At 50.5% G+C, this 24,916-nt stretch carries 25 protein-coding genes and 1 pseudogene; 12 read left to right on the top strand and 14 right to left on the bottom strand.

Features of this window, described 5'->3' with window-relative positions:
- Positions 1 to 87: 87 nt before the first annotated feature.
- From NH461_RS07470 to NH461_RS07460, 3 genes are all read right to left on the bottom strand, one after another.
- Positions 88 to 540, bottom strand: a complete 453-nt coding sequence (locus tag NH461_RS07470) for a YaiI/YqxD family protein (protein WP_261602604.1) — start codon at positions 538 to 540, stop codon at positions 88 to 90.
- Positions 541 to 676: 136 nt separating this feature from the next.
- On the bottom strand, positions 677 to 2,272 hold the full coding sequence (locus NH461_RS07465) for an ABC-F family ATPase (protein ID WP_261602603.1): 1,596 nt from the start codon (positions 2,270 to 2,272) through the stop codon (positions 677 to 679).
- A gap of 156 nt (positions 2,273 to 2,428) precedes the next feature.
- On the bottom strand, positions 2,429 to 3,322 hold the full coding sequence (locus tag NH461_RS07460; protein ID WP_261602602.1) for a DMT family transporter: 894 nt from the start codon (positions 3,320 to 3,322) through the stop codon (positions 2,429 to 2,431).
- Positions 3,323 to 3,448: 126 nt separating this feature from the next.
- Between NH461_RS07460 and NH461_RS07455 the strand changes: the two genes are divergently transcribed.
- Together NH461_RS07455 and NH461_RS07450 are read left to right on the top strand one after the other, a co-directional pair.
- A complete protein-coding gene (locus NH461_RS07455; RefSeq protein WP_261602601.1) occupies positions 3,449 to 4,348 on the top strand; it encodes a LysR family transcriptional regulator in 900 nt (299 codons plus the stop codon).
- A gap of 107 nt (positions 4,349 to 4,455) precedes the next feature.
- Positions 4,456 to 4,905 carry a tyrosine-type recombinase/integrase gene (locus NH461_RS07450; RefSeq protein WP_315903245.1) on the top strand — a complete coding sequence of 150 codons (450 nt, stop codon included), beginning with the start codon at positions 4,456 to 4,458 and terminating at the stop codon, positions 4,903 to 4,905.
- Positions 4,906 to 5,138: 233 nt separating this feature from the next.
- On the opposite strand, the gene NH461_RS07445 is transcribed toward NH461_RS07450, so the two are convergent.
- The gene (locus NH461_RS07445; protein WP_261602600.1) at positions 5,139 to 5,966 is read right to left on the bottom strand and encodes a nucleotide-binding protein; all 828 of its coding nucleotides are present in this window, start codon (positions 5,964 to 5,966) and stop codon (positions 5,139 to 5,141) included.
- Between the two features lie 139 nt (positions 5,967 to 6,105).
- Positions 6,106 to 6,777: a DUF4145 domain-containing protein gene (locus tag NH461_RS07440; protein ID WP_261602599.1), complete on the bottom strand. Its 672-nt coding sequence runs from the start codon at positions 6,775 to 6,777 to the stop codon at positions 6,106 to 6,108.
- A gap of 94 nt (positions 6,778 to 6,871) precedes the next feature.
- Here NH461_RS07440 and NH461_RS07435 point away from each other — a divergent pair.
- Together NH461_RS07435 and istA are read left to right on the top strand one after the other, a co-directional pair.
- Positions 6,872 to 7,177 (top strand): annotated as a pseudogene (locus tag NH461_RS07435) (IS110 family transposase); the annotation flags it as partial.
- Between the two features lie 328 nt (positions 7,178 to 7,505).
- The gene (gene istA, locus NH461_RS07430) at positions 7,506 to 8,666 is read left to right on the top strand and encodes an IS21 family transposase (protein WP_261602598.1); all 1,161 of its coding nucleotides are present in this window, start codon (positions 7,506 to 7,508) and stop codon (positions 8,664 to 8,666) included.
- 9 nt (positions 8,667 to 8,675) lie between these two features.
- Here istA and NH461_RS07425 read toward each other — a convergent pair.
- Positions 8,676 to 9,751, bottom strand: a protein-coding gene (locus tag NH461_RS07425) for an IS3 family transposase (protein WP_261602597.1) whose coding sequence is annotated in 2 segments (ribosomal slippage) — positions 8,676 to 9,499 and positions 9,499 to 9,751 — 1,077 coding nt in all. Because the reading frame shifts where the segments join, the coding sequence is not laid out codon by codon here.
- A 120-nt stretch (positions 9,752 to 9,871) separates the two neighbouring features.
- On the opposite strand from NH461_RS07425, the gene istB reads away from it, so the two are divergent.
- Positions 9,872 to 10,645 carry an IS21-like element helper ATPase IstB gene (istB, locus tag NH461_RS07420; RefSeq protein ID WP_261602596.1) on the top strand — a complete coding sequence of 258 codons (774 nt, stop codon included), beginning with the start codon at positions 9,872 to 9,874 and terminating at the stop codon, positions 10,643 to 10,645.
- Between the two features lie 138 nt (positions 10,646 to 10,783).
- Here the strand turns inward: istB and NH461_RS07415 are convergent, their stop codons facing one another.
- The 7 genes from NH461_RS07415 to NH461_RS07385 form a co-directional block, all read right to left on the bottom strand.
- Positions 10,784 to 11,686, bottom strand: coding sequence for a hypothetical protein (locus tag NH461_RS07415; protein WP_261602595.1), 903 nt, complete (start codon positions 11,684 to 11,686; stop codon positions 10,784 to 10,786).
- Positions 11,687 to 11,802: 116 nt separating this feature from the next.
- Positions 11,803 to 12,117, bottom strand: coding sequence for a hypothetical protein (locus NH461_RS07410; RefSeq protein WP_261602594.1), 315 nt, complete (start codon positions 12,115 to 12,117; stop codon positions 11,803 to 11,805).
- Between the two features lie 349 nt (positions 12,118 to 12,466).
- Complete coding sequence (locus NH461_RS07405; protein ID WP_261602593.1) at positions 12,467 to 12,907, bottom strand: DUF4113 domain-containing protein; 441 nt, start codon at positions 12,905 to 12,907, stop codon at positions 12,467 to 12,469.
- 47 nt (positions 12,908 to 12,954) lie between these two features.
- Complete coding sequence (locus NH461_RS07400; protein WP_261602592.1) at positions 12,955 to 13,245, bottom strand: type II toxin-antitoxin system RelE family toxin; 291 nt, start codon at positions 13,243 to 13,245, stop codon at positions 12,955 to 12,957.
- The gene (locus NH461_RS07395) at positions 13,235 to 13,483 is read right to left on the bottom strand and encodes a type II toxin-antitoxin system Phd/YefM family antitoxin (RefSeq protein WP_017028225.1); all 249 of its coding nucleotides are present in this window, start codon (positions 13,481 to 13,483) and stop codon (positions 13,235 to 13,237) included. Before NH461_RS07395 ends, NH461_RS07400 begins: the two co-directional genes overlap by 11 nt.
- A 267-nt stretch (positions 13,484 to 13,750) precedes the next feature.
- Positions 13,751 to 14,782 carry an L-threonine 3-dehydrogenase gene (tdh, locus tag NH461_RS07390; protein ID WP_255390276.1) on the bottom strand — a complete coding sequence of 344 codons (1,032 nt, stop codon included), beginning with the start codon at positions 14,780 to 14,782 and terminating at the stop codon, positions 13,751 to 13,753.
- Between the two features lie 119 nt (positions 14,783 to 14,901).
- Positions 14,902 to 16,095, bottom strand: a complete 1,194-nt coding sequence (locus NH461_RS07385; protein WP_261602591.1) for a glycine C-acetyltransferase — start codon at positions 16,093 to 16,095, stop codon at positions 14,902 to 14,904.
- Between the two features lie 186 nt (positions 16,096 to 16,281).
- Between NH461_RS07385 and NH461_RS07380 the strand changes: the two genes are divergently transcribed.
- From NH461_RS07380 to NH461_RS07365, 4 genes are all read left to right on the top strand, one after another.
- The gene (locus NH461_RS07380; protein ID WP_261602590.1) at positions 16,282 to 17,208 is read left to right on the top strand and encodes a LysR family transcriptional regulator; all 927 of its coding nucleotides are present in this window, start codon (positions 16,282 to 16,284) and stop codon (positions 17,206 to 17,208) included.
- A gap of 183 nt (positions 17,209 to 17,391) precedes the next feature.
- The gene (locus tag NH461_RS07375) at positions 17,392 to 17,895 is read left to right on the top strand and encodes a DUF4174 domain-containing protein (RefSeq protein WP_261602589.1); all 504 of its coding nucleotides are present in this window, start codon (positions 17,392 to 17,394) and stop codon (positions 17,893 to 17,895) included.
- A gap of 142 nt (positions 17,896 to 18,037) precedes the next feature.
- Positions 18,038 to 19,891: a maltodextrin glucosidase gene (malZ, locus tag NH461_RS07370; RefSeq protein ID WP_261602857.1), complete on the top strand. Its 1,854-nt coding sequence runs from the start codon at positions 18,038 to 18,040 to the stop codon at positions 19,889 to 19,891.
- Between the two features lie 540 nt (positions 19,892 to 20,431).
- Positions 20,432 to 21,865, top strand: coding sequence for a glyceraldehyde-3-phosphate dehydrogenase (locus NH461_RS07365; protein ID WP_261602588.1), 1,434 nt, complete (start codon positions 20,432 to 20,434; stop codon positions 21,863 to 21,865).
- 128 nt (positions 21,866 to 21,993) lie between these two features.
- On the opposite strand, the gene NH461_RS07360 is transcribed toward NH461_RS07365, so the two are convergent.
- Positions 21,994 to 22,476 (bottom strand): hypothetical protein, encoded by a 483-nt coding sequence (locus tag NH461_RS07360; RefSeq protein WP_261602587.1) that lies wholly within the window; start codon positions 22,474 to 22,476, stop codon positions 21,994 to 21,996.
- A gap of 177 nt (positions 22,477 to 22,653) precedes the next feature.
- Between NH461_RS07360 and NH461_RS07355 the strand changes: the two genes are divergently transcribed.
- From NH461_RS07355 to NH461_RS07345, 3 genes are all read left to right on the top strand, one after another.
- A complete protein-coding gene (locus NH461_RS07355; RefSeq protein ID WP_261602586.1) occupies positions 22,654 to 23,094 on the top strand; it encodes a DUF3319 domain-containing protein in 441 nt (146 codons plus the stop codon).
- Positions 23,095 to 23,125: 31 nt separating this feature from the next.
- Complete coding sequence (locus NH461_RS07350; protein ID WP_261602585.1) at positions 23,126 to 24,340, top strand: DUF1566 domain-containing protein; 1,215 nt, start codon at positions 23,126 to 23,128, stop codon at positions 24,338 to 24,340.
- A 66-nt stretch (positions 24,341 to 24,406) separates the two neighbouring features.
- Positions 24,407 to 24,901 (top strand): hypothetical protein, encoded by a 495-nt coding sequence (locus tag NH461_RS07345; RefSeq protein WP_261602584.1) that lies wholly within the window; start codon positions 24,407 to 24,409, stop codon positions 24,899 to 24,901.
- Positions 24,902 to 24,916: the final 15 nt, after the last annotated feature.

The raw sequence follows: 24,916 nt of genomic DNA, 5'->3' as shown, positions 1-24,916 counted from the left end.
GAAGCAGGGAGGGATCTTCTGGAAACCTGAATCCAGATGGCTGCTGCAAATGTGCAAACCATCCGGTCAGGATTTGTTGCAATACGCTTAGCGCTGATGATACTTCGCCAGCATCGTATCCAATTTATTGGCAAAGTTCTGGCGGTCAGCTTGGTTCAGGGGTGCCGGGCCACCAGTTTGCACGCCGCTGCTGCGCATGGTTTCCATGAAGTCGCGCATTTGCAGGCGCTGTTTAATGGTGTCTTTGGTATACAGCTCGCCGCGCGGGTTCAGGGCGTGAGCGCCTTTGGTGATCAGCTCATCGGCCAGCGGGATATCTGCGGTGATCACCAGATCGCCGGCTTCCGCTTGCTGAACAATATAGTTGTCCGCGACATCAAACCCCGACTCGACCTGAATCGATCGGATATGCGGTGACGGTGGTACCCGGACAAAATGGTTGGCCACTAGTGTGACGGGAATCGCAACCCGGTTGGCCGCCCGGAATAAAATCTCTTTAATCACATTCGGACACGCGTCGGCGTCTACCCAAATCTTCATCTTCAACTCTCTCATCTAAAAACCTATCGAAATCAGTCAATCATCGCTGATTCCAATGGGTATAAGAAAGCCGCCCGGACGGCGGCTTTCTGCATGTTTAAAGCATCAAAGGTTCAACAATTCGTCGTTGAAAACCTTAGCCTTCCAGACCTTTCTTCGCCAGGTACTCATCGTACGTGCCGTGGAAATCTTCAACGCCGTCTTTAGTGATCTCAATGATCCGCGTCGCGATCGAAGAAACAAACTGACGGTCGTGCGAGACAAACATCAGGGTGCCTTTGTAGTTTTCCAGCGCCAGGTTCAGAGACTCGATTGATTCCATGTCCATGTGGTTGGTTGGCTCATCCATCAGCAGGATGTTTGGTTTTTGCATGATCAGCTTACCAAATAGCATGCGACCTTGCTCACCACCGGAAATCACGCGCACAGATTTCTTGATGTCGTTTTGCGAGAACAGCATCCGACCCAGGATCCCACGAACAGTTTGCTCATCGTCCCCTTCGTTCTTCCACTGGCTCATCCAGTCAATCAGATTCATGTCTGTGTCGAAGTCATCCGAGTGATCCTGAGCATAGAAGCCAATGTTGGCATTTTCAGACCACTTCACCATCCCGCCCATCGGATCCATGGCGCCGGCCAGAGTATTCAGGAAGGTTGACTTACCAATACCGTTCTCACCGATGATCGCGATGCGCTCACCCACTTCAACCATCAGATTCACGCCGTTGATCAGGATGTTATCACCGTAACCCTGCTTCAGCCCTTCTACTTCCAGCGCGTTACGGAACAGCTCTTTTTCCTGCTCGAAACGGATGAACGGGTTCTGACGGCTGGACGCTTTCACTTCTTCCAGCTGGATCTTATCAATTTGTTTCTGACGAGAAGTCGCCTGCTTCGCTTTTGAGGCGTTGGCCGAGAAACGGCTAACGAAGGTATTCAGCTCGGCAATCTGGGCTTTCTTCTTGGCATTATCCGCCAGCAGACGCTCACGTGCCTGCGTCGCAGCAACCATATACTCGTCGTAGTTGCCCGGGAACAGGCGCAGCGCACCGTAGTCCAGATCCGCCATGTGGGTACACACACTGTTCAGGAAGTGACGGTCGTGCGAGATGATGATCATGGTGCAGTTACGCTCCAGCAGAACGCGCTCCAACCAGGCAATGGTGTGAATGTCCAGGTTGTTCGTCGGTTCATCGAGCAGCATGATATCCGGGTTAGCAAACAGGACCTGCGCCAACAGAACCCGAACTTTCAGGCCCGGTGCAACCGCACTCATCAGACCAAAGTGCATATCCTCTGGAATACCCAGACCCAGCAGCAGCTCCCCGGCACGGGCTTCGGCTGAATAGCCGTCCATTTCCGCGAATTCAACTTCCAGATCAGCAACACGCATGCCGTCTTCTTCAGACATCTCGGCCATGGCGTAAATACGATCGCGCTCTTCTTTAATTGCCCACAGCTCTTTGTGACCCATGATCACCGTGTCGACAACCGTGTACTCTTCAAAGGCAAACTGATCCTGGCCCAGTTTCGCCATACGCTCGTTCGGATCTTTGGAAACAGTACCGGAAGAAGGCTCCAGCTCGCCGCCCAGAATTTTCATGAACGTCGACTTACCACAGCCGTTGGCGCCGATCAGACCGTAGCGGTTGCCTTCACCAAACTTGACTGAGATATTTTCAAACAATGGCTTATCGCCAAACTGCATTGTGATATTAGCGGTAGAAATCAATGTACTGTTCCAATGTTGATATATTTAACAAGCATGAAAAAAGCTGCCGAACCGACAGCTTTTACCTTGTGAACGCGGGGGAGTATATCAGGTTTCGTGATCTACATCATCCATGGATCCATGTTATTGTGCCGCCATCAAAAACAGCGCGCCCCGTCAGGGTGAGTTTTCGATCACAGACGTCTGACTGGCGTGAAGCCTGCGACTTTTCTGCTGCTCTACCCGGGCCAGCCAGATCAAGGGCACAATAATCAGCGCCGTTCCCGCCAGCATGGTCATGTCCGGGATTTCATCGAACCAGATCAGCCCGATCCCAACCGCGCCAAGCAAACCGGTATACTCGGCACTGGCTATTTTGTTGCTCTCCACCCGCCGGTAGGTGGCCACGCAAATCCCGGCATAGACCAGAATAAACGCGCTGGATCCCGCGGCTGTCATCAGCAGGTTCCAGTCCCAACGCTCCCCTTCCCACAAGGCCAGGCACAGCGAGACCGGAATGCCTGCGGCGTTCGTCAGCAGCAGCGTCTGGGGCACGCTTTGATACGGCGGCAATTTGCGGATCAGCAAGTTATTCCCGGCCAGCGTCAGCGCCACAATCAACGCGGCGATCGCCGCCCAGTCAATTTGCGTGGGGCGGATAATCACCAGTACCCCGACAAAACCAACCAACCCGGCCAGCATGGAATAGCGTGACAACTGCTCTTTGTACAACAAGTACGCTAACGGCAGCATCAGCAATGGCGCAGCATAGAAAATCGCATTGGCAGTCGCCAGCGGCATGGAATTAATCGCCACCACCATAAACACCGCGCCCAAAAGCCACACATGGGCCCGCAGCGTGTGCCACTTCAGGCCATCCATCAAACCCGCCCTGCCCCGGTGAAGACAAAACGGCAGTAAGATCAGCACCGCCGTGATCTGGCGGAAAAATACAAACTGGAACACCGCTACGTCTTCCCCCAGCGTTTTCACCAAGGCGTCCGAAAAAACGGCGATCAAATTACCCACCACCAGCAGGGTCATCGCCACCCCGACAGACATCACTGGCATATCACCTCCGAAGAGGACGTAGCAACCATCCCCATTTCCTTTCAATCATCCAATGGCAGAAGCTTAGTTGATACGTTAGTATCGATGGTAATGATATTTATTGGTTATTTATGAGCTGAGCTAATAATGAAATTACCTCCCCTTCGCGCCGTGCAGTGTTTTGAAGCTGTGGCCCGGCTGAACAGCTTCTCGCAAGCTGCTGTTGCCCTGAACGTCACCCAAAGTGCCGTCAGCCATCAGGTGCGACTGTTGGAAGAATATCTGGGTGAAAGCCTGTTTAATCGCGGCGGACGCAAGCTCTCCCTCACGGTGCTGGGTGAACGTTATTTTGAAGATATTTCCCACTCGCTCCAGTGTATTTCTCAGTCCAGCCAGCAGATCCGCGAGGGTGAATGTGGACGGCTGCGGCTGGCCTTGTACAGCTCGCTTGCCGTGAAATGGCTGGTGCCGCGGCTGGAAAATTTCCGTCAGCTTCACCCGGAGATCGAACTGACCTTAAAGATGGTCACTGAAGAGCCGGAATTTACCGACCAGTGTGCGGACTGCTTTGTTACGGCGCATCCACCCCGTAAGAACTTTACTGCTGAGTTCCTGTATCAGGAAACGCTCTACCCTTTTTGTAGCCAGAAACTGTGGCAGAAAATACAGGATCAACCGCTACCGGAAGCCATTTGGCAACAACCTTTGCTCTCCGTGCATTCTATCTTTAATTCAGAGCAAGGGGCCGACTGGAAAACTTGGTGCGAACTGGGCGGGTTCGAACTCCCTGCCGGTGCCAACATGAGCTATTTCAGCCACATGGTTCTCGCCGCGGAAGCTGCGAAATATCACCAAGGCATCGCCTTTCTCAATGACTACTTCCTCAATGATCAGGACCGGCAGCACCTGGTGCGCATCCCCACCCATGAATTGCCGACCGGCGACAAGCTCTACTTCACCTATAAACATTCACGGGCAAGACAGAGTGAAATCATCGCCCTGGGCCGCTGGCTCAAACAGCAGTGCTTTGATTATGAGGGGCAGTAGTTCTTCTGATTGGCCTGCGGCATTATTTGCTGTGAAAAACCAACGGGCTCGATTTATCCCGTGGCCTCAAAACCACCAAGACCGACAAAGAGCGTTTTGTTGATTTACTGCCACCAGCCATTGAAGCACTGAAAGCGCAACGCCACTTAACGTATTTGTTTCCGGCCAAAGAATATGATGTAGAGTTGCCCGGCCAAGCCTATCGCCAAGAGAAGCTCCGCTTCGTCTTCAACCCAAAGGCCGTTCGTGAGCAGAAGTGCAGCGACTACGACTATTACGGGAAACGCGCGCTTGGCAAAGTTTGGGAGGCCCTCTGCCAAAAGGCAGGCATTCCACACCGGAATCAGTACCAGTTGCGGCACACCTACGCCAGCTGGATGATCACCCACGCGAACGTCAATGTCAGTTACCTGGCGCAGCAAGTGGGCCACGCCGATATCACCATGGTCGCCAAGGTCTATGGAAAGTGGTTAAAGGAATCGAACAAGAAGGAGTCCGATCGAGTGTGGGGAGAGTTGCAGAAGGTTCAGAAGGTTCAGAAGGTTCAGAAGAAGTAAAACCGCCGAAAGGCGGTTTGGTTTAATTGTAAACTCACAAGTTGACACAAACGCGTTAGATCTTTGTTCTACTGGCAAGACTCGAATTAGAGAATGTATGGGTAACGCTTGCTATAAAGTATCTCATACTGAACTAGCAACGTACACCAAACTTCATACCAAAACCGCCGAGAGAAACGGGTTCATTTTACACCTTGATACCGAGAAGGCTCATATGTTTTAGCCGTTTTGAGTTAAATAAGATCATTCATGTTTATTTGATAACCTGATTGCTTCATTTCCTTAGCTAGTTGCAAGTGCCAAGCTGAAGCCTCATCAAGCTGAATGTATACAACGCCACTTATATCATTTGGTAATTCAATAGGAGCTTCTACCAACGCAGCCACGTTACCTCTACCTAGTTTTCCGATTAAGTAACCATGCTCAAACACTACATTTTGGCGAGCTCTACCATTTAATTCATCTGCATTATTCTTAGTATTTCCTACATCGTCAGGCGTATAGAGAACTATAGCAAAACCGACCTCTGAATAATGTTCAATTTTTTCAATGATTGTGCGACCAGAACTAGCTTTCTCATGTAGAATTATGGCTTCTAACCCTAGCTTTTCCACAAACCTAGCAGCCTTGACTTGTGCTGCTTCATCATGACCATGAACTATGAACACTTTAGATTTATCAGTAGGTATTTGATGCTTTTTATTTTGACTCTCGAACAGCTCTTTTTTATAACCTGGAGGACCTGCAATGTAATCATCTGTAATATCTTCAGAACGACTGACAGCCGTTTCTCGATATGATGGACCACCCAAAGTTATTATCGATGAATTTAAAGATTCAGCTCGAATGCTAGGAATATATGATTCAATGATTTTATCACTTTTGTATATCAGTATTCTTTCAATTTCTTCTGGATTGACCGTTTTACCATTGATAACAATCGGCAACCCTTTTTCATAAGGGTCTATATATCTAGCTAAAAGTTGCTCTTCAGTGAGATCCGTTTTCATCTCACAATAGCTCTTATCTGACTTTGGTTTTATCTTTATATGATAATACATATTTAAACCTCATTTTAATTTGACGGCTAACGTCTAATTCAATAGTGCATAAACACCGCTATTACAAAACATAAGTGACTTCAAAACAAGAATGCCAGACTTTATATGCATCCATTGAAATTTCTTGTTATAAGAAGACTCACTTATATGATTGATGCATCTGAGTTGACTTACTTTGAAGATCAAATCTAGCCTCATACAAATGAAGCAATAAAGCTTCTAGTAAGTCTATTGCCAGTGATAAATCTTTCATTTGTGGTGATATTAATTTATGAGCAGCACTATCACCCATAAACTTCAAAGCTAACAGCCCTTCAGTAATACTTTGTGGCATTCCGATAATTTCATTTAATTTTTCGATCTTTATGTGAAATTTCCATGCTATATCGTCGGAAATACCTTGTTCTATGCATATAGCTTCTAATAGTGTACGTATTGCCATGGCTGTTGGTATTTCTAAATCATGACGATATGATGTGATTATATCCCGGTATAAATTGTCTAACTCAGTGCTAATATATAAAAAACTTTTCGGCTCTCGATAGCTGAATGTATGTTCAGGATAAAATGTTGACATATACACTTGGTCATGTCCATCATTCATACCAGCACAAGTATATTTATCTTCTAAACAAGCAGATTCACACCCCATACAAATCCAGAAGGTATATTCTGATTTTTCTAAAGGTGAGCTTTCATCAACAAAACCATCTTCTAAATCAAAATATACCATTTTGGTATGTTTGCTTTTGGCTACATGATTTGTTGTTCTGCCACAGGTATTACAGTGAATTTTTTTTATTTCGTCCATTGTTCACCTTTTCTTATAACGAATGACATGGACTCCCCCTCATCAGGCTTTGCCACACTTGGTATGTCTGAACACGAAATCACCGGAGGTCACCATGTCATCATCTATCTATGGCATTGATTTAGCCAAACATAGCTTCAGTATCCACGGTGAGGATCACCAAGGCAAGGTGTTGATCCACAAAACAATATCCCGGTCAAAAGTTCTATCGACATTTGCCAACATCCAACCCGCGATCATCGGGATGGAAGCCTGCGGCGCTTCTCATTACTGGTCCCGAGAGTTGGCTAAGCTCGGCCATACGCCAAAGATCATGGCATCAAAATATGTGGCGCCTTTCAGAACGGGTGCCAAAAACGATCTCAATGACGCCGTCGCAATTTGTGTGGCTGTTGCCCGCAAGTGCCAGCAACGCACGACCGGGGTGGCCGGAAGGCACACAGAATAAGGAGAATGGCACACATCACCAACCAGGAGAAAGCCAACGCAAGACCGAACTCAGGCGGTAACCCGTTGAAGTGAAACACACCGTGGTCACTTCCCGGCTGCGCTCGCCCTGAAAAAAACCGCGGGCGCAACCCCCACCGAATTCCAAACGAGCAATTTGCTTAATAAGGCTGTCCGGGTGTCAGCACCAGTGCTAAATTACCGTAAATCGCCGAAATAGAATGTCCGCTCAACCCAGCATGTACTTTCCTTGTAGTTGTCGAGGCTACGGAGAAAGAAACATGCTAAGCCGAGAGGACTTCTACATGATAAAGCAACTTCGTCAACAAGGGGCATTTATTGTGGATATTGCCCATCAAATCGGGTGCTCTGAGCGCACCGTTCGACGTCAACTGGCGCTGCCTGCGCCGTGCAAAGGCCGGCCTAAGACACCCAGGCCCAGCAAGCTGGAGCCGTTTAAAAACTTCATCGACGGCAAACTGGATGACAATATCTGGAATGCTGAAGTGATCTTCCAGCAGTTGCGAGAGCGGGGATATCAGGGCGGAAGATCGATCCTCCGCGCCTATATTCACCCTAAACGCCGCCTGCGGCCAAGCAACCAAACAGTTCGCTTCGAGACCCTGCCGGACCAACAGTTACAGCATGACTGGGGAGAAGTACGCACCGTGATTGCAGGCCAACCCTGCAACGTCTCTGTTGCCGTGAACGTGCTGTCTTACTCCCGACGTTTCCACGTCTGGTCCTGCCTGAGCCAGGATGCTGAGCATACTTACCAGTCCTTGATAGAAGCGTTCCATCACTTTGGTGGCGTGCCTGAAACCGTTCTGGTGGATAATCAAAAAGCAGCGGTACTTTCACATCACCCTCGGCAAGGCGCGGTCTTCAATGAAGGTTTTCAACTGCTGGCGAAGCATTATGGTTTTCAACCCAAGGCCTGTCGTCCTCAGCGTCCTCAGACTAAGGGAAAGGTCGAGCGCATGGTCGGCTATGTGAAGCACCACTTCTTTGCGCGATATGCGGCTTTCGACAGTCTGGCTCATCTCAATCAACAACTGCTCCAGTGGCTCGAAGAGACAGCAGATGAGCGCTGCCTGCGCCAGTTCCGGCAATCCCCTCTGACGCGCTTTGATGACGAGCGCCCGAGATTAAAAACGTTGCCGCCAACCGACTTTGACACCCGTTACTATGATGTGCGTCACGTTGCCTGTGATGCGTACATTGAAGTCCGGGGCAACCGATACAGCGTGCCATCCGCTTACTGTGGTCAGTCGGTGACCATCCGCATCAGCCTGGAGGGTGAACTGAGCGTCTATGGCATCGAAGGCGAATGTATCGCTTGCCATCGATTATCTCAACAAGGCTGGCAGACGGAGCCGGCACACCACCGCGCCTTGTGGCAACAAACCTGGGGTAATCCTCCCATTTTTAACCGCAGTTAAAAGTAGGAGTTAAGCAGCCATCAAAGGTGGTTTCCCTCCGTTGGCCTTGTGTGGTCGCTCATAATTGTAGAACCACAACCATTTTGTTGCATAGTCCTGAACTTCTTCCAGTGAGTCAAACAGATGCTTGCTCACCCAGCTATATCTCATCGTACGATTATGACGTTCAATATACGCGTTCTGTTGTGGATTACCTGGCTGAATGTAATCTATTCGTATCCCTTTTCTTTTTGCCCATGCTGTAAACTCATGGGAAATGAACTCGGGACCATTATCACAACGAATGGCAACTGGTGTGTCACGCCATTCTAAAAGCTGTTCCAAAACTCTAATCACACGCAGTGCCGGCAGCGAAAAGCCTGCTTCAATCGCGATACCTTCACGACGGAAGTCATCGATGATATTGAGTAGCCTATAGTTCCGTCCATCCGACAGTTGATCATGCATAAAGTCCAACGACCAGACTTGATCGGCGCGCGTCGGCTCTTTCAATGGCTCCGGCTTGTTTCGGTTGAGCCTTCTCCGGGGACGTATCCGCAGGTTTAGTGCCAACTCACAATAGATACGGTAAACCCGCTTATGATTCCACAGGAAGCCTTTAACATTGCGCAAATAATCAAAACATAGCCCGAAGCCCCAGTCACTTTGCTCAGAAGTCAGTGTGACAAGCCATTGAGCTATCTCAGCGTTTTCCGTTGCCATCTTAGGCTGATAACGGTACCCGGTTTCGCTGATGCCGAACCACCGGCAAGCCTTGCGAATGCTAATTGAAAATCGCGCCACCGAATGCTGAGCAAGCAAGCGCCGCTCACAGGGCTTTACCACTTTTTTTCCATGGCGTCTTTGATGACTTCTGCCTTGAGGCGCTCCTCGGCATACATCTTTTTCAAACGCCGGTTTTCATCTTCCAATTCTTTCAGCCGCGTCATGAGAGAGGCATCCATACCACCGTACTTGGCGCGCCACTTATAGAAAGTAGCGCTGCTCATACCATGTTCGCGGCAGAGTTCTGGCACAGGTGTACCTGCTTCTGCCTGTTTTAAGATCGCTAGGATCTGACTGTCCGTGTACCGTGATTTTTTCATGCAGAATCTCCTTTCGTTTAGGTTACGAGAAAATTCTACTTTTTACTGCTGTTATTTTTCGGGGGGATTACCCTTACAGGTGGAAACCCGTGATCTTCGCATCTACGACGAGGTGTCGTCATGAACCTCGACAGCTTGCTACAGAAACTGAAAATGGAGCACCTGCAAATGGCTCTCGACAGCATCTGTGAACACGCCGCTAAGCAAGAGCTGGACTACCGAGCCTTCCTGACTCAGGCACTCAGCGAAGAGTGGCATGGCAGGCACCAAAAAGGCTTCGAGTCCCGTCTCAAACAAGCACGGTTGCCTTGGGTGAAAACGGTTGAAGAGTTCGATTTTACCTTCCAGCCCAGCATTGACCGCAAGCTGATACGGGAGTTAAGCGGGCTGGGGTTTATCGAGCGTAATGAAAACGTGGTGCTGCTCGGTCCTCCAGGCGTTGGGAAAACCCATTTGGCGATTGCCCTTGCCGTCAAAGCGGCTGAAGCCGGGCACCGGGTCATGTTCCTGCCCCTGGATAAGCTGCTCAGCACACTGCTGAAAGCGAAGCAGGAAAACCGGCTTGAGCGTCAGCTTCAACTGCTGATTTACCCGAAACTGTTGGTGCTGGATGAAATAGGTTACTTACCCATGTCCAGAGAAGAGGCCAGTCTGTTCTTCCGCCTAGTGAACCGTCGCTATGAGCGCGCCAGTACCATACTGACTTCGAACAAGAGCTTTATTGACTGGGGCGATGTGTTCGGGGATCAAGCGATTGCTACGGCTATCCTTGATCGGCTGCTTCATCATTCCACCACGCTCAATATCAAGGGGGACAGTTATCGACTGAAAGATAAGCGCAAGGCCGGTATGCTCACGAGCCTGCCGGAAGAAGAAACACCGACGACAACCTAAACGTCACGAAAAGTGATGAAAACCGGACATTCTAAACTGGTGAAATGTGGTCAAAGTAAGTTGGTGTTGACACCGGGCTTGTCCAACCCCCGGATAGAAGTGTCGGCTGCGTGACACGTATCCTTATTTTTTATATTTTTATTCTACTACATACTCATTGAAGTCAGAAAAATCCCCTACTGCAGAGTTATGATAGTCTTTTAACCATTCGAATTTATCTATAACTCGCTGTAATTTAGACTTCTCCTCATCCGTTGACAAAGCTAATTGCCTGCTTTTCAGTTCAGTCAACTTATTGGATACCGCTACTGAATGGCTTTCAACAAAGTTCTTTGAGGATTCTAACTGCGACAAGTACATTGGTAGGTTTACTAGTGCAAGTTGATAAACCATTTTATTGTTCCGATCAACACAACTCATGTTGTATCCCAGATAATCTAGGTAATATACACCGTTGTCATCACGTTTAAGAATCGAACGACCGTACATTTCATTACCTAAAAACTCCACCTCTTTAACTAGTTTTTCATCAGAAAAAACACTGTCACTAAACGCAATTCTGGGATGAACGGCAACCTTACTCTCGGTATGGTACGCATCGATCAGCCCTTCACCAACTGCGAAATTATCAACTAAATAGCAGTACTTCGTTGACACACCACCTCGAAGGAACAATTGCTTTTCTTTAAAGCACGCGTATATGAAAGTTTGCAACCGCATTAAAACAATAAACAGTGCATTTGCTGAATGCATATATTTCTTGCGTTCGATTGTCAGAGATTCAACTTCTTTAGGGTAGAGGTTAATGACTAGGGAATCTGATATAAAGGAATACTTGATGTCATAAAATTCATAGAGATCAAACTGATCATTTTTTTGGTAGCGTTCTTTAACAGAATCTCTGTTGGAAAAATCAAAAATTGCTTTATTCTGATTCATGAAGTCAATGAAATCTTTTGCTTTCTTCTCCGTGTTGATTTCACCATTGATATCACGATATCCAAGCATATCGATAAAAAATGTCCACGATACAAGCTTCATTAAATCCCTCTTACACTACAATTTTTCGAAAAATATAACGCAAAGCTTTGGGGCGGCTGGAGCGCAGCGTAAGCCGTCCCAGCCACGATAGTGGCGACAATAGCGCCTTGTTATAACTATACGCCCAGTTCATTGCACAATTCATGGTGCTTTTCCATGATAGCATCAATCAGTTGCTGGGAGTCAGACAGAATTAACATTTCTGGTGACTGATTATCTACCTTTATGGCAAAAGCTAAACCGCATCTACCAGACTGAAATGAGAAAGACATTTGAATCACATCATGGCTATTGTCTTTCACACTATAAGCAAATCGCTCAATATGTGCTAATTCCTCTTCGCTGATGCCTCCATCAATCAAATCGCCAATTTTTCTCCAAAATGGGGCAATATTTCTCAAATCACAATTTGCTGAAAATTCATAATCCATTGAAGGAACACCGATAGTTATAACAGAGTATTAGGCAGCATGCTCGATAACACACATACCATGTTGATAACATACTAGACAATTCATTATGTTTATCAAATATTTAAGTCCTGATTTGATATCTATGTCCGATTTTACGTTCGGTCAAAACAAGCATGTGCGTATAACGAGACCTCATAAGCACTCAACAACGGAGAATAAAACACTTATTTTCAACAGCACACGCTGTTTGGCCCTGAGAAAATTGAGCAATCTCTGTCTCGTTAACACTCCCCGAGTTATGCAGAAAATGGCGGTTCTCACTGATAACTGTTTATCAGAACAGATCACCTGACCAGCCCCGATTATCTTATCCGCACTTGATAACCGGTAAATCACGCCACTTGGTGGTGTACTGCGGGGAGAGAAATTCACGGCGCATCGCCCATTTTGGGGTGATCCCCTGCGCGGCCATGAACACAGTATCTGAGCCAAACTTTCCATTGATACCATCGAAAGCTTTCATCAGCGTTGGATCTGCTGGGGAGGTGTTGAACAAGTCCTGCTGGGCATGGCGGGCATCTTCCAGGTCAATTAACCCGACGCCCACCTTGTAGTAGCGCACACCCGGGATAAAGAGTGATTTGGCGGCCTGGGATGCGATTTGTGTCAGCTGCCGGGTGTCATCTGCCGGAAAGGCAAACCGGTACTGGAAACGTCTGCTCACGGGCGATTCGTCGTACGGCGAGTTCCCGGCAAAAATGAGGATCTGGCGGCACAGCGATTGTTGTCGGCGCGCCTTGGCAGCCACAATGCCATATAGATGAGGGGGGATCCCCTGTCACTCGCTATACCGCATCAGACATCTGAACGTTTCATCGCCTTACGGTAAACATCACTACGTTCGCGCTTTCCAACGGCTAAGACGGTTACAATAACGACATCGTCTTCAACTTTGTAGACTAAGCGGTAACCCGATTGACGCAGTTTAATTTTATACATGTTGTCAGCGCCGGAAAGTTTTGAGGCTGGTACATGTGGGTTTTCCAGGCGCTCAATCAGTTTTTTCTTAAACATCTGTTGCAACGTAGAGCCAAGCTTTTTCCACTCTTTGAGTGCACTCTTTTTGAAATCGAGTTTATAGGTCATCAATGTTAACCGAAATGCTCTCTTCAGATTCACGCTCTTTCGCAATAGCAAGTAGCTCAAGATCTTCGAGTCTGTCTATCATCATTTCGTATGCTTCAGCAGGTACGCAGTAAAATGCTGGTTCATTTCGGTTCAGTACAGCAACAGGTTCACCGTAGGCACTCGTTGCAACTTTCATCGGGTTAGCTTTTAACTCAGTAATGCTTGCAGCGACATCGGCTAAAATTCGAGTGGTCATATAACAGGTCTCTTAAATGGTCTTTATTTTGGTCATTTTAGACGCAACCAAGTAGTATCACAAGTTGCTTAAAGAGAGGCTCGCAACACATAGCATTTCAATCTATGCTCAGTAAAATGCTTTTACTTGCTATGGGACCAAATAGGACATGGTGGGACCATTGATGAGGGCTGATTGGAGGGCTAGATATCGCCCCTTTTCCATTTCACAGTTTATGTGTAAAGGCACCAGAAATGAAAAAGCGCCCCTTTCGGAGCGCTCTCAATCTTATTCCCAATCAAGGATAACCTTGCCGGAAAGCCCGCTACGCATGGCGTCGAAGCCTTTCTGGAAGTCATCAACCTTGAAGTGATGGGTGATAATTGGGTTCAGATCCAGGCCAGATTGGATCAGGCTTGCCATCTTGTACCAAGTCTCGAACATTTCGCGACCGTAGATGCCCTTGATGATCAGGCCTTTGAAGATCACCTGGTTCCAGTCGATGCCCATGTCTGATGGTGGAATACCCAGCAGCGCAATCTTACCGCCGTGGTTCATGTTGGTCAGCATGCTGTTGAAAGCTGCCGGGTTACCCGACATTTCCAGACCGACATCAAAGCCTTCGGTCATGCCCAGCTCAGCGGCAACATCTTCCAGCTTCTCTTTGGCAACGTTCACCGCACGGGTTACACCCATTTGACGCGCCAGATCCAGACGGTATTCGTTCACATCGGTGATCACCACGTGACGGGCACCGACGTGTTTCGCGACAGCCGCGGCCATGATCCCGATTGGGCCGGCACCGGTGATCAGTACATCTTCACCGACCAGATCGAACGACAGCGCAGTGTGAACGGCGTTGCCGAACGGGTCAAAAATCGATGCCAGATCGTCAGAGATCTCGTCCGGGATTTTGAATGCGTTGAATGCCGGGATCACCAGGTATTCTGCAAATGCGCCTTCACGGTTCACGCCCACACCAATGGTATTACGGCATAGGTGCGTACGGCCGCCACGACAGTTACGGCAGTGACCACAGGTTATGTGACCTTCACCGGAGACGCGATCGCCGATTTCAAAACCGCGAACTTCCTGGCCGATGCCAACCACTTCACCCACGTATTCGTGACCGACAACCATCGGGACTGGAATCGTCTTTTGTGACCACTCATCCCAGTTATAGATGTGAACGTCAGTGCCGCAAATCGCAGTTTTCTTAATCTTGATCAGCAGATCGTTATGGCCAAGCTCCGGCTTGTCCACTTCGGTCATCCAGATGCCTTCTTCAGGCTTCAGCTTTGAAAGCGCTTTAATTTTCATAATCTCTTGTCCGAATAGCGCCCCCGCATGCTGCGAGAGCGCGATATCTATTCTGTAATACGTCGTACGGATCCAGGTCGTCTCAGGCCCAAGTTGTATCAGGAGCCCAGTTGCCTGAATTAGATGATGCCCATGTCTTTACCGACTTCGATAAAGGCATCAATCGCCTGGTCCAGTTGCTCGCGGGTATGGGCCGCAGACATTTGCGTCCGGATACGGGCCTGACCTTTCGGCACCACCGGGAAGGAGAAGCCAATCACGTAAATGCCTTTCGCCAGTGCGCGCTCGGCAAACTCAGCCGCCACTTTCGCATCACCCAGCATGATTGGGATAATTGCGTGGTCAGCGCCAGCCATAGTAAAGCCGGCTTCAGTCATACGAGCACGGAAGTGCGCCGCGTTGTCCCACAATTGATCACGCAGTGAGCCGCTTTCGGCCAGCAGATCCAGTACGCGCAGAGACGCAGAGACAATCGCCGGAGCAACCGAGTTCGAGAACAGGTATGGACGAGAACGCTGACGCAGCCAGTCGATCACTTCTTTCTTACCGGAAGTATAACCGCCGGACGCACCACCCATGGCTTTACCCAGCGTACCGGTGATGATGTCGATACGGCCCATCACATCGTGGTACTCGTGAGTACCGCGACCGTTGTCGCCCATAAAGCCGACGGCGTGAGAGTCATCGACCATCACCAGTGCATTGTATTTGTCTGCCAGGTCACAAATCGCAGGCAGGTTCGCGACGACACCGTCCATCGAGAACACACCGTCGGTCACGATCAGTTTATGACGCACGCCCGCTTCGTCTGCAGCAATCAGTTGTTGCTCCAGCTCAGCCATGTCGTTGTTGGCGTAGCGGAAACGCTTGGCTTTACACAGACGTACACCATCGATGATCGATGCGTGGTTCAGGGCATCAGAAATGATGGCATCTTCTGCGTCCAGGATGGTTTCAAACAGGCCGGCGTTGGCGTCGAAACAAGAGGTATAAAGGATGGTGTCTTCCATTCCCAGGAAGTCAGACAGCTTGCGCTCGAGCTCTTTGTGCGAGTCCTGCGTACCACAGATGAAACGCACTGAGGCCATACCGAAGCCGTGCTGATCCATCCCGGCTTTTGCCGCTTCGATCAGGTCCGGGTGGTTGGCCAGGCCCAGGTAGTTGTTGGCACAGAAATTCAGGACTTCTTCGCCCGTGTTAATCGAAACAGCCGCTTTTTGTGCTGAAGTGATCACACGCTCAGATTTGTACAAACCTTCAGCTTTTACTTGTTCGATTTGCTGTTTGATTTGGTCGTAGAATGCAGCTGACATGATGTTCCTCTCATTAGATTCTGCAAATGCACGCCGTAACGTCATTCACCAGACAGTTGTCCATATAATCAGGTTAGGTGATCTGTCTGAAAAAATGTTCAGTTAACAGGATGTTTCAACGCCAGCCATTCTAATCCAAGCCTATTCGGACTATTATCCCCTGACCTGGAAAAGGACTCTTGAACTATGGACACAAATACCCTGATTGCCTTAATGCCGGAACTGGCGGTTTTTAAGATTGTCGTGGATGAAGGCAGCTTCACGGCTGCCGCGAAAAAACTGGGGGTCACCCCGTCGGCGCTCAGCAAGCAGATCTCCCGGTTGGAAACGACGCTTTCGGCCAAACTGCTTGAGCGGACCACCCGCAAACTGGTGATCACCCAGTCAGGCAAGGGGATCTACGATCAATGCTGCACCATTTTGCAGACTACCAAGCAGATCGTGGAATTTACCAGCTCAGAGCATGAAACGCCGTCCGGCTCATTGACCGTTGCTGCCCCGAAAGCGTTTTTAAGTATCGTGCTACAGCCGCTGGTTAAGCCGTTTCTGACCCAATACCCCAATATTGAACTGAAGCTCAAAGCCTCTGATGGGGAAATCGATTTGATCTCCGAAGGCATTGATGTGGTGTTCCGCTTAACGGAAAAGCCAAGTGAAGGGCTGGTGCTGAAACAGATCGGCAAAGTGCGCCTGAGCCTGTGCGCCAGCCCGGATTATCTGGCCCAGCGCGGCACGCCACGCGTTCCGACCGATTTACTGAGCCATGATTGTATTTACCTGGGCGAAACACCGACTGATCACATCTGGGATTTCGTGAAAGATGACAAATTTCATTCGATTCCGGTCAAAGGGCGTTATGCGGTCAACCATTCGCAGATGCGGCTCAAAGGCGTGCTGGATGGTCTGGGGATCGGGATCTTCCCGGATTTTGTGATTAAACGCGCGCTGGAAGAAGGCAGCGTGGTGGAAGTGCTGAGTGACTGGACCCTGAAGGGCAACTATCAGGGGGATATCGTGCTGCAATTTGCTCAGACCAAATTCATGCCGGCACGTCTGCGGGTCTTCATTGATTATGTTTCCGAGCACCTGCCCCAGTACACGGTAGAATCATAATAAACCTCAAAGTCGGACTTTCTTAGCATAAATCCATCCATATAGACCCCGCAACGCTTCAGCTATACTGGATTAAGCCCAACGCGTATCAAAACACACCATCATGTGATCCGCCCAACCCGTGGCACCGTTACAAGGATGTAGCCAGGTTTGATTGGTCTCACCCGGTCCAGGAGAGTACCGATGAAAATGATACTGCAACGTTGCTGTCGCACCTTCACCGGTCATGCCCTGCCCCTTTACGCTCGATGTTGCTTGGCTCTGTTTTGCGGCATCTGGTTGGTAACAGCGCCCGTCGCCCGGGCCTACCCGCCGGATTCCCTACACTGGCATCATCGCAGTATTCTCTACTTTGCTCCGCAATATGATCAGTTCGTTCAGGCATTCCAACGCGAGGTCTTAATGAACGATTGCCTGCTGCAGGAGCGCGATGTGGTCACGATTGTGATCACCCATGACGGCTTCAACCAGCCCGCAGATCTGTTCAGTCCAGAGGACATTCAGATGCTGACACAGAAATATCATATTGCCCCGGATGCCCACACGGCCATCTTAATCGGCAAGGACGGCAAGGAGAAACACCGCTGGAGTGAAGTAACAAATTGGCGTTATCTCACTGAATTAATTGATAGCATGCCCATTCGTCAGCAAGAAATGACGATGAAAACCAGCCGCTGTTCTATCTAACAGAATGTGAAGTATTTCCAAAACTCGCTCTACGCCTCCCGGACTACGCCGTCTAAGCCCCTTCCGGGGTGGATTTCATCACGTGCCAGAGCCAGTATGGTGTCCCACATCAACCTCCCATGCATGGCAGAGAAGAAGAATGATGAAGACACCCTACTTGTTCCACGGTCAGGATGCCTTTTGGGTGACACCGACCCAGCACCACCTGAAAGTCACGATGGTCAGCGAATCCGACCGTCAGATTTCAGCCATTTTTGTCCGCTGCGAACCCGACAACGAGGAAGAGTTGCTCGACATGGCGCGCGGCGAAACCTGCGGCCGCCTGCAATACTGGCATGGGGAGATCCCGCTCAACAGTGACATTCCCCTGACCCACTACTGCTTTAAGATCATGCAGAACAACCGCCAGTGGTGGCTACACGCGCAGGGCGTAACCCCGCGGGTGCCGGGCAAAGAAGCGCACTTTAAGTTCAACCGCAAGGATCAACCACCAGCCTGGGTCAAACAGCAGGTGTTTTACCAGATTTTTCCGGATCGTTTTGCCAACGGCGATCCCAGCATCAGCGTCCGGTCTGATGAATACTGCCTGCGGGGCGATGAACGACCAACGGTCGCGAAAGCCTGGGGCGCGCCGGTGTCTGACTATCAGGAAGGCAACGGGCCGAATGAATTTTACGGCGGCGATTTGGCCGGAATTCACAGCAAGCTGGATTATCTCCAGGCGCTGGGGATCACCGCGCTCTATCTCAACCCGATTTTTACCGCGCCGAGTAACCATAAATACGACACCACCGATTATCACCAGGTCGACCCGCACCTGGGCACCAACGCACAGTTTGCGGACATGGTCGGCGATCTCCACAAGCGCGGGATGAAAGTTATTCTGGATGCCGTCTATAACCATACCTCGGTTGATCATCCCTGGTTTGATAAACACCAGCGCAACACAGGTGAGCCCGGCGCCTACAATCATCCGACCTCAACCTATCGCGAGTACTATCAGTTCGACGGCGACAGTAATGAATACATCGGCTGGAAAGGGATCAGCTCGCTGCCGAAACTGAATTTCTCCAATCCCGCCGTGCAGGACTTTATTTATGCTGGTGAGGAAGCGGTGATTAAGCACTGGCTGCAGCCCCCCTATCAGATTGACGGCTGGCGTTTCGATGTGATCCATATGCTGGGAGAAGGCGCCGGGGCGGTGAATAACGCCCACTACGTCAAAGCGTTCCGTGACGCCGCCAAGTCGGTCAACCCCGACAGCTATGTGTTGGGCGAGCATTTCTTTGAAGCCACCCAGTGGCTACAAGGCGATCAGGAAGACGGGGCCATGAACTATTACGGCTTTGCCCATCCGGTACGCGCGTTCTTTGCCGGGTTAGACATTGCCTATCATCGCTGCCAGATCGATGCGGAAGAACTGATCGACTGGCTCAACGAAGCCCGCGGTAAAATCCCGTGGCAGAATCAGCTGACCCAATTGAACCAGCTGGACAGTCACGACACCATGCGATTCCTGACCATGCTTGACGGTGATCAGGACACCATGAAGCTGGCCCTATTGATGCTGTTTGCCTATGTCGGGACTCCCTGCCTGTATTACGGCACTGAAGTGGCGCTGGAAGGCGGGCAGGATCCGGACAATCGCCGCAGCTTCCCGTGGGAGCGTACCGAGCAGCCCCATGAGATGCTGGACTTTGTCACCCGGTTGATCCAGCTGCGCAAGGCATCCCCGGCGCTTCAGGCTGGCAGCATTCAATGGCTCCATGCCGAACATCAGCAACTGGCCTTCGCCCGTACCTTGGACAATACATTCAGCTTATTTCTGCTGAACAACAGCAACCATGCCAAAACACTCACTCTCCCGATCTGGCAACTGGGTGTTGAGCACGCCGTATTGCAGGATCTGCTCACCGGAGATGAATGGCAAGTGAAAGACGGGCATCTGGCGATCACCCTGGCCGGCAAGGAAGGATTGTTGCTGACGCAAGTCTGATCTATCACAGGGGGGCAATCCGTAGGGAGCGCTCCCCCACAGCACATCAGCATGAAGTGCCGTAAACGAAACATAGAGCAGTGAACCCCACCAATCAACAAGAAATCAGCACTGAATTCGGCTATTTCTTCATCGTCTGACAGACGTTTTTATGAATTTTATGCTTCTTACGCAGAATAACTCAGCTGAAGCTCCGCCCGTTTCCTGAATACCACTACTTTTCATCTGCTTTTCGCAGCTTCTCTTGAAAGAAACTCATCATTTCCGTGCTTCGCCTGGACTAAGTCTCTGATCAACGGATAAAAGGTAAATGAATCGTTAAAAAATAAGTATGACGAATTGATGTCAGTCATCGGAATCCGGACGTGAAAAACTTGACCCCGATCACTGGCATGAACCGATCCCGATCACACTTTCCAAGCCATTAATTTTACTAGGATAAAAACGACGCAAACGTTACACTGCGCGGCATAAAAATGACAACAACGAACAGGATTGATGCCTGTTTCTTTTCCCCAACGTGAAAGGTCCTAAGCAAAGATGAGTCCGGAAAAATATCTTCTAGACTGGCAAACAAGCCAAACCAATGCAGAATCCATCTCACCACTACTTGGCCAGCTATACCGTCAGAAAGGCGTTGAAGTCCTGCTGTTCGGTCGCCAAATCGTGAACGCCTCTGTCATCGATATCATCAAAGCGCACCGCTTTGCACGCCGTTATACCGGCAGTGAACTATCGCCTGCACAGACTCTGCCACTGGTTCAAGCACTCACCGAAATGGACCTGTCCCCTTGCCGCGTCGATGTTGGCCGTCTGGCACACGACTACTGGAGCAAGAACGAAGACGAAAGCAACCTGACCGATTACCTGCAAACTGCACTGGCTGAATCACTGAGCAGCTCGCAGTCTCTTGAGTCACGTGATGTCGTACTGTACGGCTTCGGTCGTATCGGTCGTCTGCTGGCTCGCCTGCTGATTGACAAGAGCGGTCAGGGTTACCCACTGCGCCTGCGTGCCATCGTGGTTCGTGGTAAAGGCGGCGATTTGGAAAAACGTGCCAGCCTGCTGCGCCGTGACTCCGTCCATGGTCAGTTCAACGGCAGCATTACTGTCGATGAAGAGCGTAAAGCAATTATCGTCAACGGTAACTACATCCAGGTGATCTACGCCAACAGCCCGGCAGAAGTTGACTACACCGCTTACGGTATCAACAACGCGCTGGTTGTCGACAACACCGGTATGTGGCGTGACGCTGAAGGCCTGAGCCAGCACCTGACCTCTCCGGGCGCTGCGAAAGTTCTGCTGACAGCTCCTGGCAAAGGCGACATCAAAAACGTGGTCTTCGGTGTGAACGAGTCTGTGATTCTGGATGAAGACAAGATCATCTCCGCAGCCAGCTGCACCACCAACGCCATCACCCCGGTTCTGAAAGCAGTGAATGACAAGTACGGCGTTCTGTCTGGCCACATCGAAACGGTTCACTCGTACACCAACGACCAGAACCTGATCGACAACTTCCACAAAGGCGACCGTCGTGGCCGTTCAGCGGCGCTGAACATGGTTCTGACGTCGACCGGTGCTGCGAAGGCCGTTGCCAAAGCGCTGCCGGAAATGGCAGGCAAACTGACCGGTAACGCGATCCGCGTCCCGACGCCAAACGTTTCGATGGCGATTGCCAACCTGAACCTGGACAAAGATGTATCGGCAGAAGAGCTGAACACTTACCTGCGTGAGATGTCGATTAACTCACCACTGTCCGGTCAGATTGATTACACACAATCAACCGAAATCGTTTCGACCGACATCGTTGGCTCTCGCCACGCAGGTGTGGTTGACGGCCAGGCGACGATTGCTCAAGACAAGCGTTGCGTGCTGTACATCTGGTACGATAACGAGTTCGGCTACAGCTGCCAGGTTGTTCACTGTATGGAACAAATGATGGGTGTCCGTTACCAGACGTACCCAGCAGCTTAATCAATAACTAGCTGAAAGATAACTATAAATAACCTCTTGCTCTTTGCCGCCTCCGCTCCACGGGGCGGCATTTTTCATCTCAGGCCACACCTGAATCCACTGCCCCGCCTGTCCGGCTCCACCTGAATCTAAAATGCATACCCGTTGGCCCCGGCCACAGCGCCGAAGACGGCGACCAAACTCAGGCTCAGCAATCCCTGATGCATGCGGTGCAACCAGACAAAAGCCCGCTCGCTATTTTTCACTGCCTGCTGATGAAACCACCGGTGCAGCACCCAAGGCTCCAGCACAAAAAGCACCAGGGTAAAGATCCCCCACACCAAAGTCATCAGATGCATCCACCAGAACTGCGGATGCAGATAGCGATCCCAGGCGTTGAGTGTTTCCAGCATGTAATAGCCACTGGCGCCGGTGATCAGGGTCGTGAGTTTCGCCTGTAAACCAAACCGGCCCTCCAGCTGTTCAAACAGCACTAAACGCTGCTCGGCATCCTTCGTTTTCCTGAGGGAGGGGATCAACACGGTCGTCACAAAGGCGACCCCACCAATCCACATCACGACCCCTGAAACGTGCAATACCCTGGCAAGTACCAGAAATTCAAAGTCACCCATAAGCTCTTCCCCTGATTGGACTTTTTCATCAACAGGCAGGCAAAATCACCTTGAAACAATCATACATTTAAAATGTATGTTATTCCATTTCCTTATTTCCTCCTCATTCTTTCCATTTTTGCTGACCATTGTGACTTTATTCTTAGTCACGTTAACCACCATGAGGGAGGAAAAAGCATGTCTCTGTTGAAGTTTCTGGCGAACCCACTCGGCACCCGCCGGGCGCAACGCAGCACGCGTCTGTTCAGTTCAGAGCCGCTTCTTCCTGTGGTTGAGCGACTGGTTTATCGGGAACATCTGGTTGAGAACGCCACCGGGAACGCCGGGGACTGGAAAGCCAAAATTAATCAGCAAGTGATCTCCGGTGAGCTGGACGCACTGAAAGCGCGTATCGACGGGTGGTGCGACAGGCAAATCGCGCTGAAATCCGGCTTGAAAGGCCGTGACGACTCCGCCCTCAAGCGTCAGATCGTGATCCATCGCGGCTTCAAAATCATCAACGACTCCGGCGCATCGAATGAATGGTACATGCTGCACCGGGGCCAGTTGTTTAAAGGAACGCGCGAAGCCATTGAGCAGAGAATTAACCGTGCCTTGGCGCGAGCGCAATATGCCTGATCTTTCAATGACAAAAATCCGTGAGGCATCGATGATGATCAAGCCTGTCACGCTATTTCTCTGTGCGTTTGCTCTGACGGCGTGCATCCACGAAGAGCGACAGCCGGTCTACGCCGCATCAGCTTATGATTTACAAGCTGAGACCTTGTTTCCGTATACCGTCGTCGACAGCGGCCTGGATCAGTGCTTTGACCAGTCCCCGCAAGCCATCCCCTGCCCGTCGACACACCAGCCGTTTGCCGGGCAGGATGCGCAATATACCGCCCCGACATCGCAATATCTCGACAATGGCGATGGTACGGTGACCGACCAGACCACGGGGTTAATGTGGCAGAAAGATGCGACGCAAATGAGCCTGACACAAGCAGAAGAAACCGCAGTGCACGCGAACCTTGGCGGCTATTCCGATTGGCGGTTGCCAAGTGCTAAAGAGCTATTCTCGCTGGTGAATTTTTCGGGGCGCCAGACAGTGAGCCCGCACCAGGTGGTGACAACCACTGCCGAGACCGCGCCTTTTATCGACACCCGGTACTTTGAGTTCAAGCCCCTGGGCTCTCATGAGCTGAACGCCGTTTTCGCCACCCGGACGCGCCTGGCGGGCGGCCAGTTAACCCATGGTGAAGTCGTGTATACCGTCAACTTCGCCACAGGTCAGCTCAAGGCCTATCCAGCCGAGTCGTCACAAGAGCGCCGTTTCTCTGTCCGGCTGGTGCGGGGAAACCCGGATTACGGCAAGAACCACCTGATTGATAATGGCGACGGAACAATCTCAGATGTCGCCACCGGGCTGATGTGGAGCACGCTCGACAGCCTGCGACCACTCAGCTGGCAAGATGCCCTTCAGTATGCCGACAACCTCAGCAATGGTGGCTACGCCGACTGGCGCGTCCCCGATATTAAAGAGCTTCAGAGCATTGTCGACTACCGCCGTGTCGGTACCGGCAAGCCACCGATCTCGCCCCGATTTGTCACATCACAATTTCAACGGGAATCCGGAGAAGTCGACTATGCCCTGTACTGGAGTTCCACCAGTGTGAAAGGGTATGCGGGGGCAGCCACCATCCAGTTCGGCCGCAGCCCGGGCGATGCGTTGCTGGCAAGCCAACACCGTCCCGAACAGGGGCTGGCAATTCCCGGGGTTCAGCACACCAGCCTCAAAGCTCATGGGGCCTTTGATGGCCTGTATGCGCAGGGAAACAGCCGGCAACAGAAACATTTTGTCCGCGCCGTGAGAAATATTCACTAGCCCGGACAAGCGGACAACCAAACACACCATGAAATCGCTCAGATAGCCCTGCGAAAGGAAATTGTCATGACCTTAATCCAGCATCCTTCCCTACTTCCGGCTGAACCCGTCACTCTGGTTCGGGCGACTTATCTCTTTCGGCAACTCAATTATTACGTCGAGTTGTCCAACGGGAGCAAAGGCACGGTTGCGTTTGATTCGATGGCTCGTCAGCAACCGACGTTTGCCGACATCATCCACCGGGGGTGCGAAAATGATTTCTATGTCAGCGGCGATCAACTGCGGTGGGCAAATGGTGCTGTCGCCTCGGCCGCGCTGATCCGGGCCCGAATGAAACCTTCACTGCCCCCTGCTCGGCTGCCACTGACCATCGACGTCGCCCCGCAGTCTGCGGCCCAACCCAAACAGCCCGCTGCGGCCAGAAAAAGACACAACCGGGAGCAGGCACAGATGGCCCAATTTTCAGAAGATATGATGAAACAGCTGCACCGCCAGCAGGTGATCCAGAACATCAATCTGGCCCTACTGGCGATGCTCGTGTTGGTCTTATTCTGGCTGTAACCCTTGAGCAAACAT

This window comes from Photobacterium sp. TY1-4 (genome assembly GCF_025398175.1).
Classification (GTDB): Bacteria; Pseudomonadota; Gammaproteobacteria; order Enterobacterales; family Vibrionaceae; genus Photobacterium.
This window is presented reverse-complemented; position numbering and strand designations above follow the sequence as displayed.

Coding starts and splice junctions, on each gene's coding strand:
- NH461_RS07385 (WP_261602591.1), bottom strand. CDS start 16,095: ATGTCAGCTGCATTCTACGACCAAATCAAACAGCAAATCGAACAAGTA.
- NH461_RS07345 (WP_261602584.1), top strand. CDS start 24,407: ATGACCTTAATCCAGCATCCTTCCCTACTTCCGGCTGAACCCGTCACT.
- NH461_RS07410 (WP_261602594.1), bottom strand. CDS start 12,117: ATGGATTATGAATTTTCAGCAAATTGTGATTTGAGAAATATTGCCCCA.
- NH461_RS07455 (WP_261602601.1), top strand. CDS start 3,449: ATGAAATTACCTCCCCTTCGCGCCGTGCAGTGTTTTGAAGCTGTGGCC.
- NH461_RS07380 (WP_261602590.1), top strand. CDS start 16,282: ATGGACACAAATACCCTGATTGCCTTAATGCCGGAACTGGCGGTTTTT.
- NH461_RS07360 (WP_261602587.1), bottom strand. CDS start 22,476: ATGGGTGACTTTGAATTTCTGGTACTTGCCAGGGTATTGCACGTTTCA.
- NH461_RS07365 (WP_261602588.1), top strand. CDS start 20,432: ATGAGTCCGGAAAAATATCTTCTAGACTGGCAAACAAGCCAAACCAAT.
- NH461_RS07375 (WP_261602589.1), top strand. CDS start 17,392: ATGAAAATGATACTGCAACGTTGCTGTCGCACCTTCACCGGTCATGCC.
- istA (WP_261602598.1), top strand. CDS start 7,506: ATGCTAAGCCGAGAGGACTTCTACATGATAAAGCAACTTCGTCAACAA.
- NH461_RS07415 (WP_261602595.1), bottom strand. CDS start 11,686: ATGAAGCTTGTATCGTGGACATTTTTTATCGATATGCTTGGATATCGT.
- NH461_RS07400 (WP_261602592.1), bottom strand. CDS start 13,245: ATGACCTATAAACTCGATTTCAAAAAGAGTGCACTCAAAGAGTGGAAA.
- NH461_RS07440 (WP_261602599.1), bottom strand. CDS start 6,777: ATGGACGAAATAAAAAAAATTCACTGTAATACCTGTGGCAGAACAACA.
- istB (WP_261602596.1), top strand. CDS start 9,872: ATGAACCTCGACAGCTTGCTACAGAAACTGAAAATGGAGCACCTGCAA.
- NH461_RS07460 (WP_261602602.1), bottom strand. CDS start 3,322: ATGCCAGTGATGTCTGTCGGGGTGGCGATGACCCTGCTGGTGGTGGGT.
- NH461_RS07395 (WP_017028225.1), bottom strand. CDS start 13,483: ATGACCACTCGAATTTTAGCCGATGTCGCTGCAAGCATTACTGAGTTA.
- NH461_RS07470 (WP_261602604.1), bottom strand. CDS start 540: ATGAAGATTTGGGTAGACGCCGACGCGTGTCCGAATGTGATTAAAGAG.
- malZ (WP_261602857.1), top strand. CDS start 18,038: ATGAAGACACCCTACTTGTTCCACGGTCAGGATGCCTTTTGGGTGACA.
- tdh (WP_255390276.1), bottom strand. CDS start 14,782: ATGAAAATTAAAGCGCTTTCAAAGCTGAAGCCTGAAGAAGGCATCTGG.
- NH461_RS07445 (WP_261602600.1), bottom strand. CDS start 5,966: ATGTATTATCATATAAAGATAAAACCAAAGTCAGATAAGAGCTATTGT.
- NH461_RS07355 (WP_261602586.1), top strand. CDS start 22,654: ATGTCTCTGTTGAAGTTTCTGGCGAACCCACTCGGCACCCGCCGGGCG.
- NH461_RS07350 (WP_261602585.1), top strand. CDS start 23,126: ATGATGATCAAGCCTGTCACGCTATTTCTCTGTGCGTTTGCTCTGACG.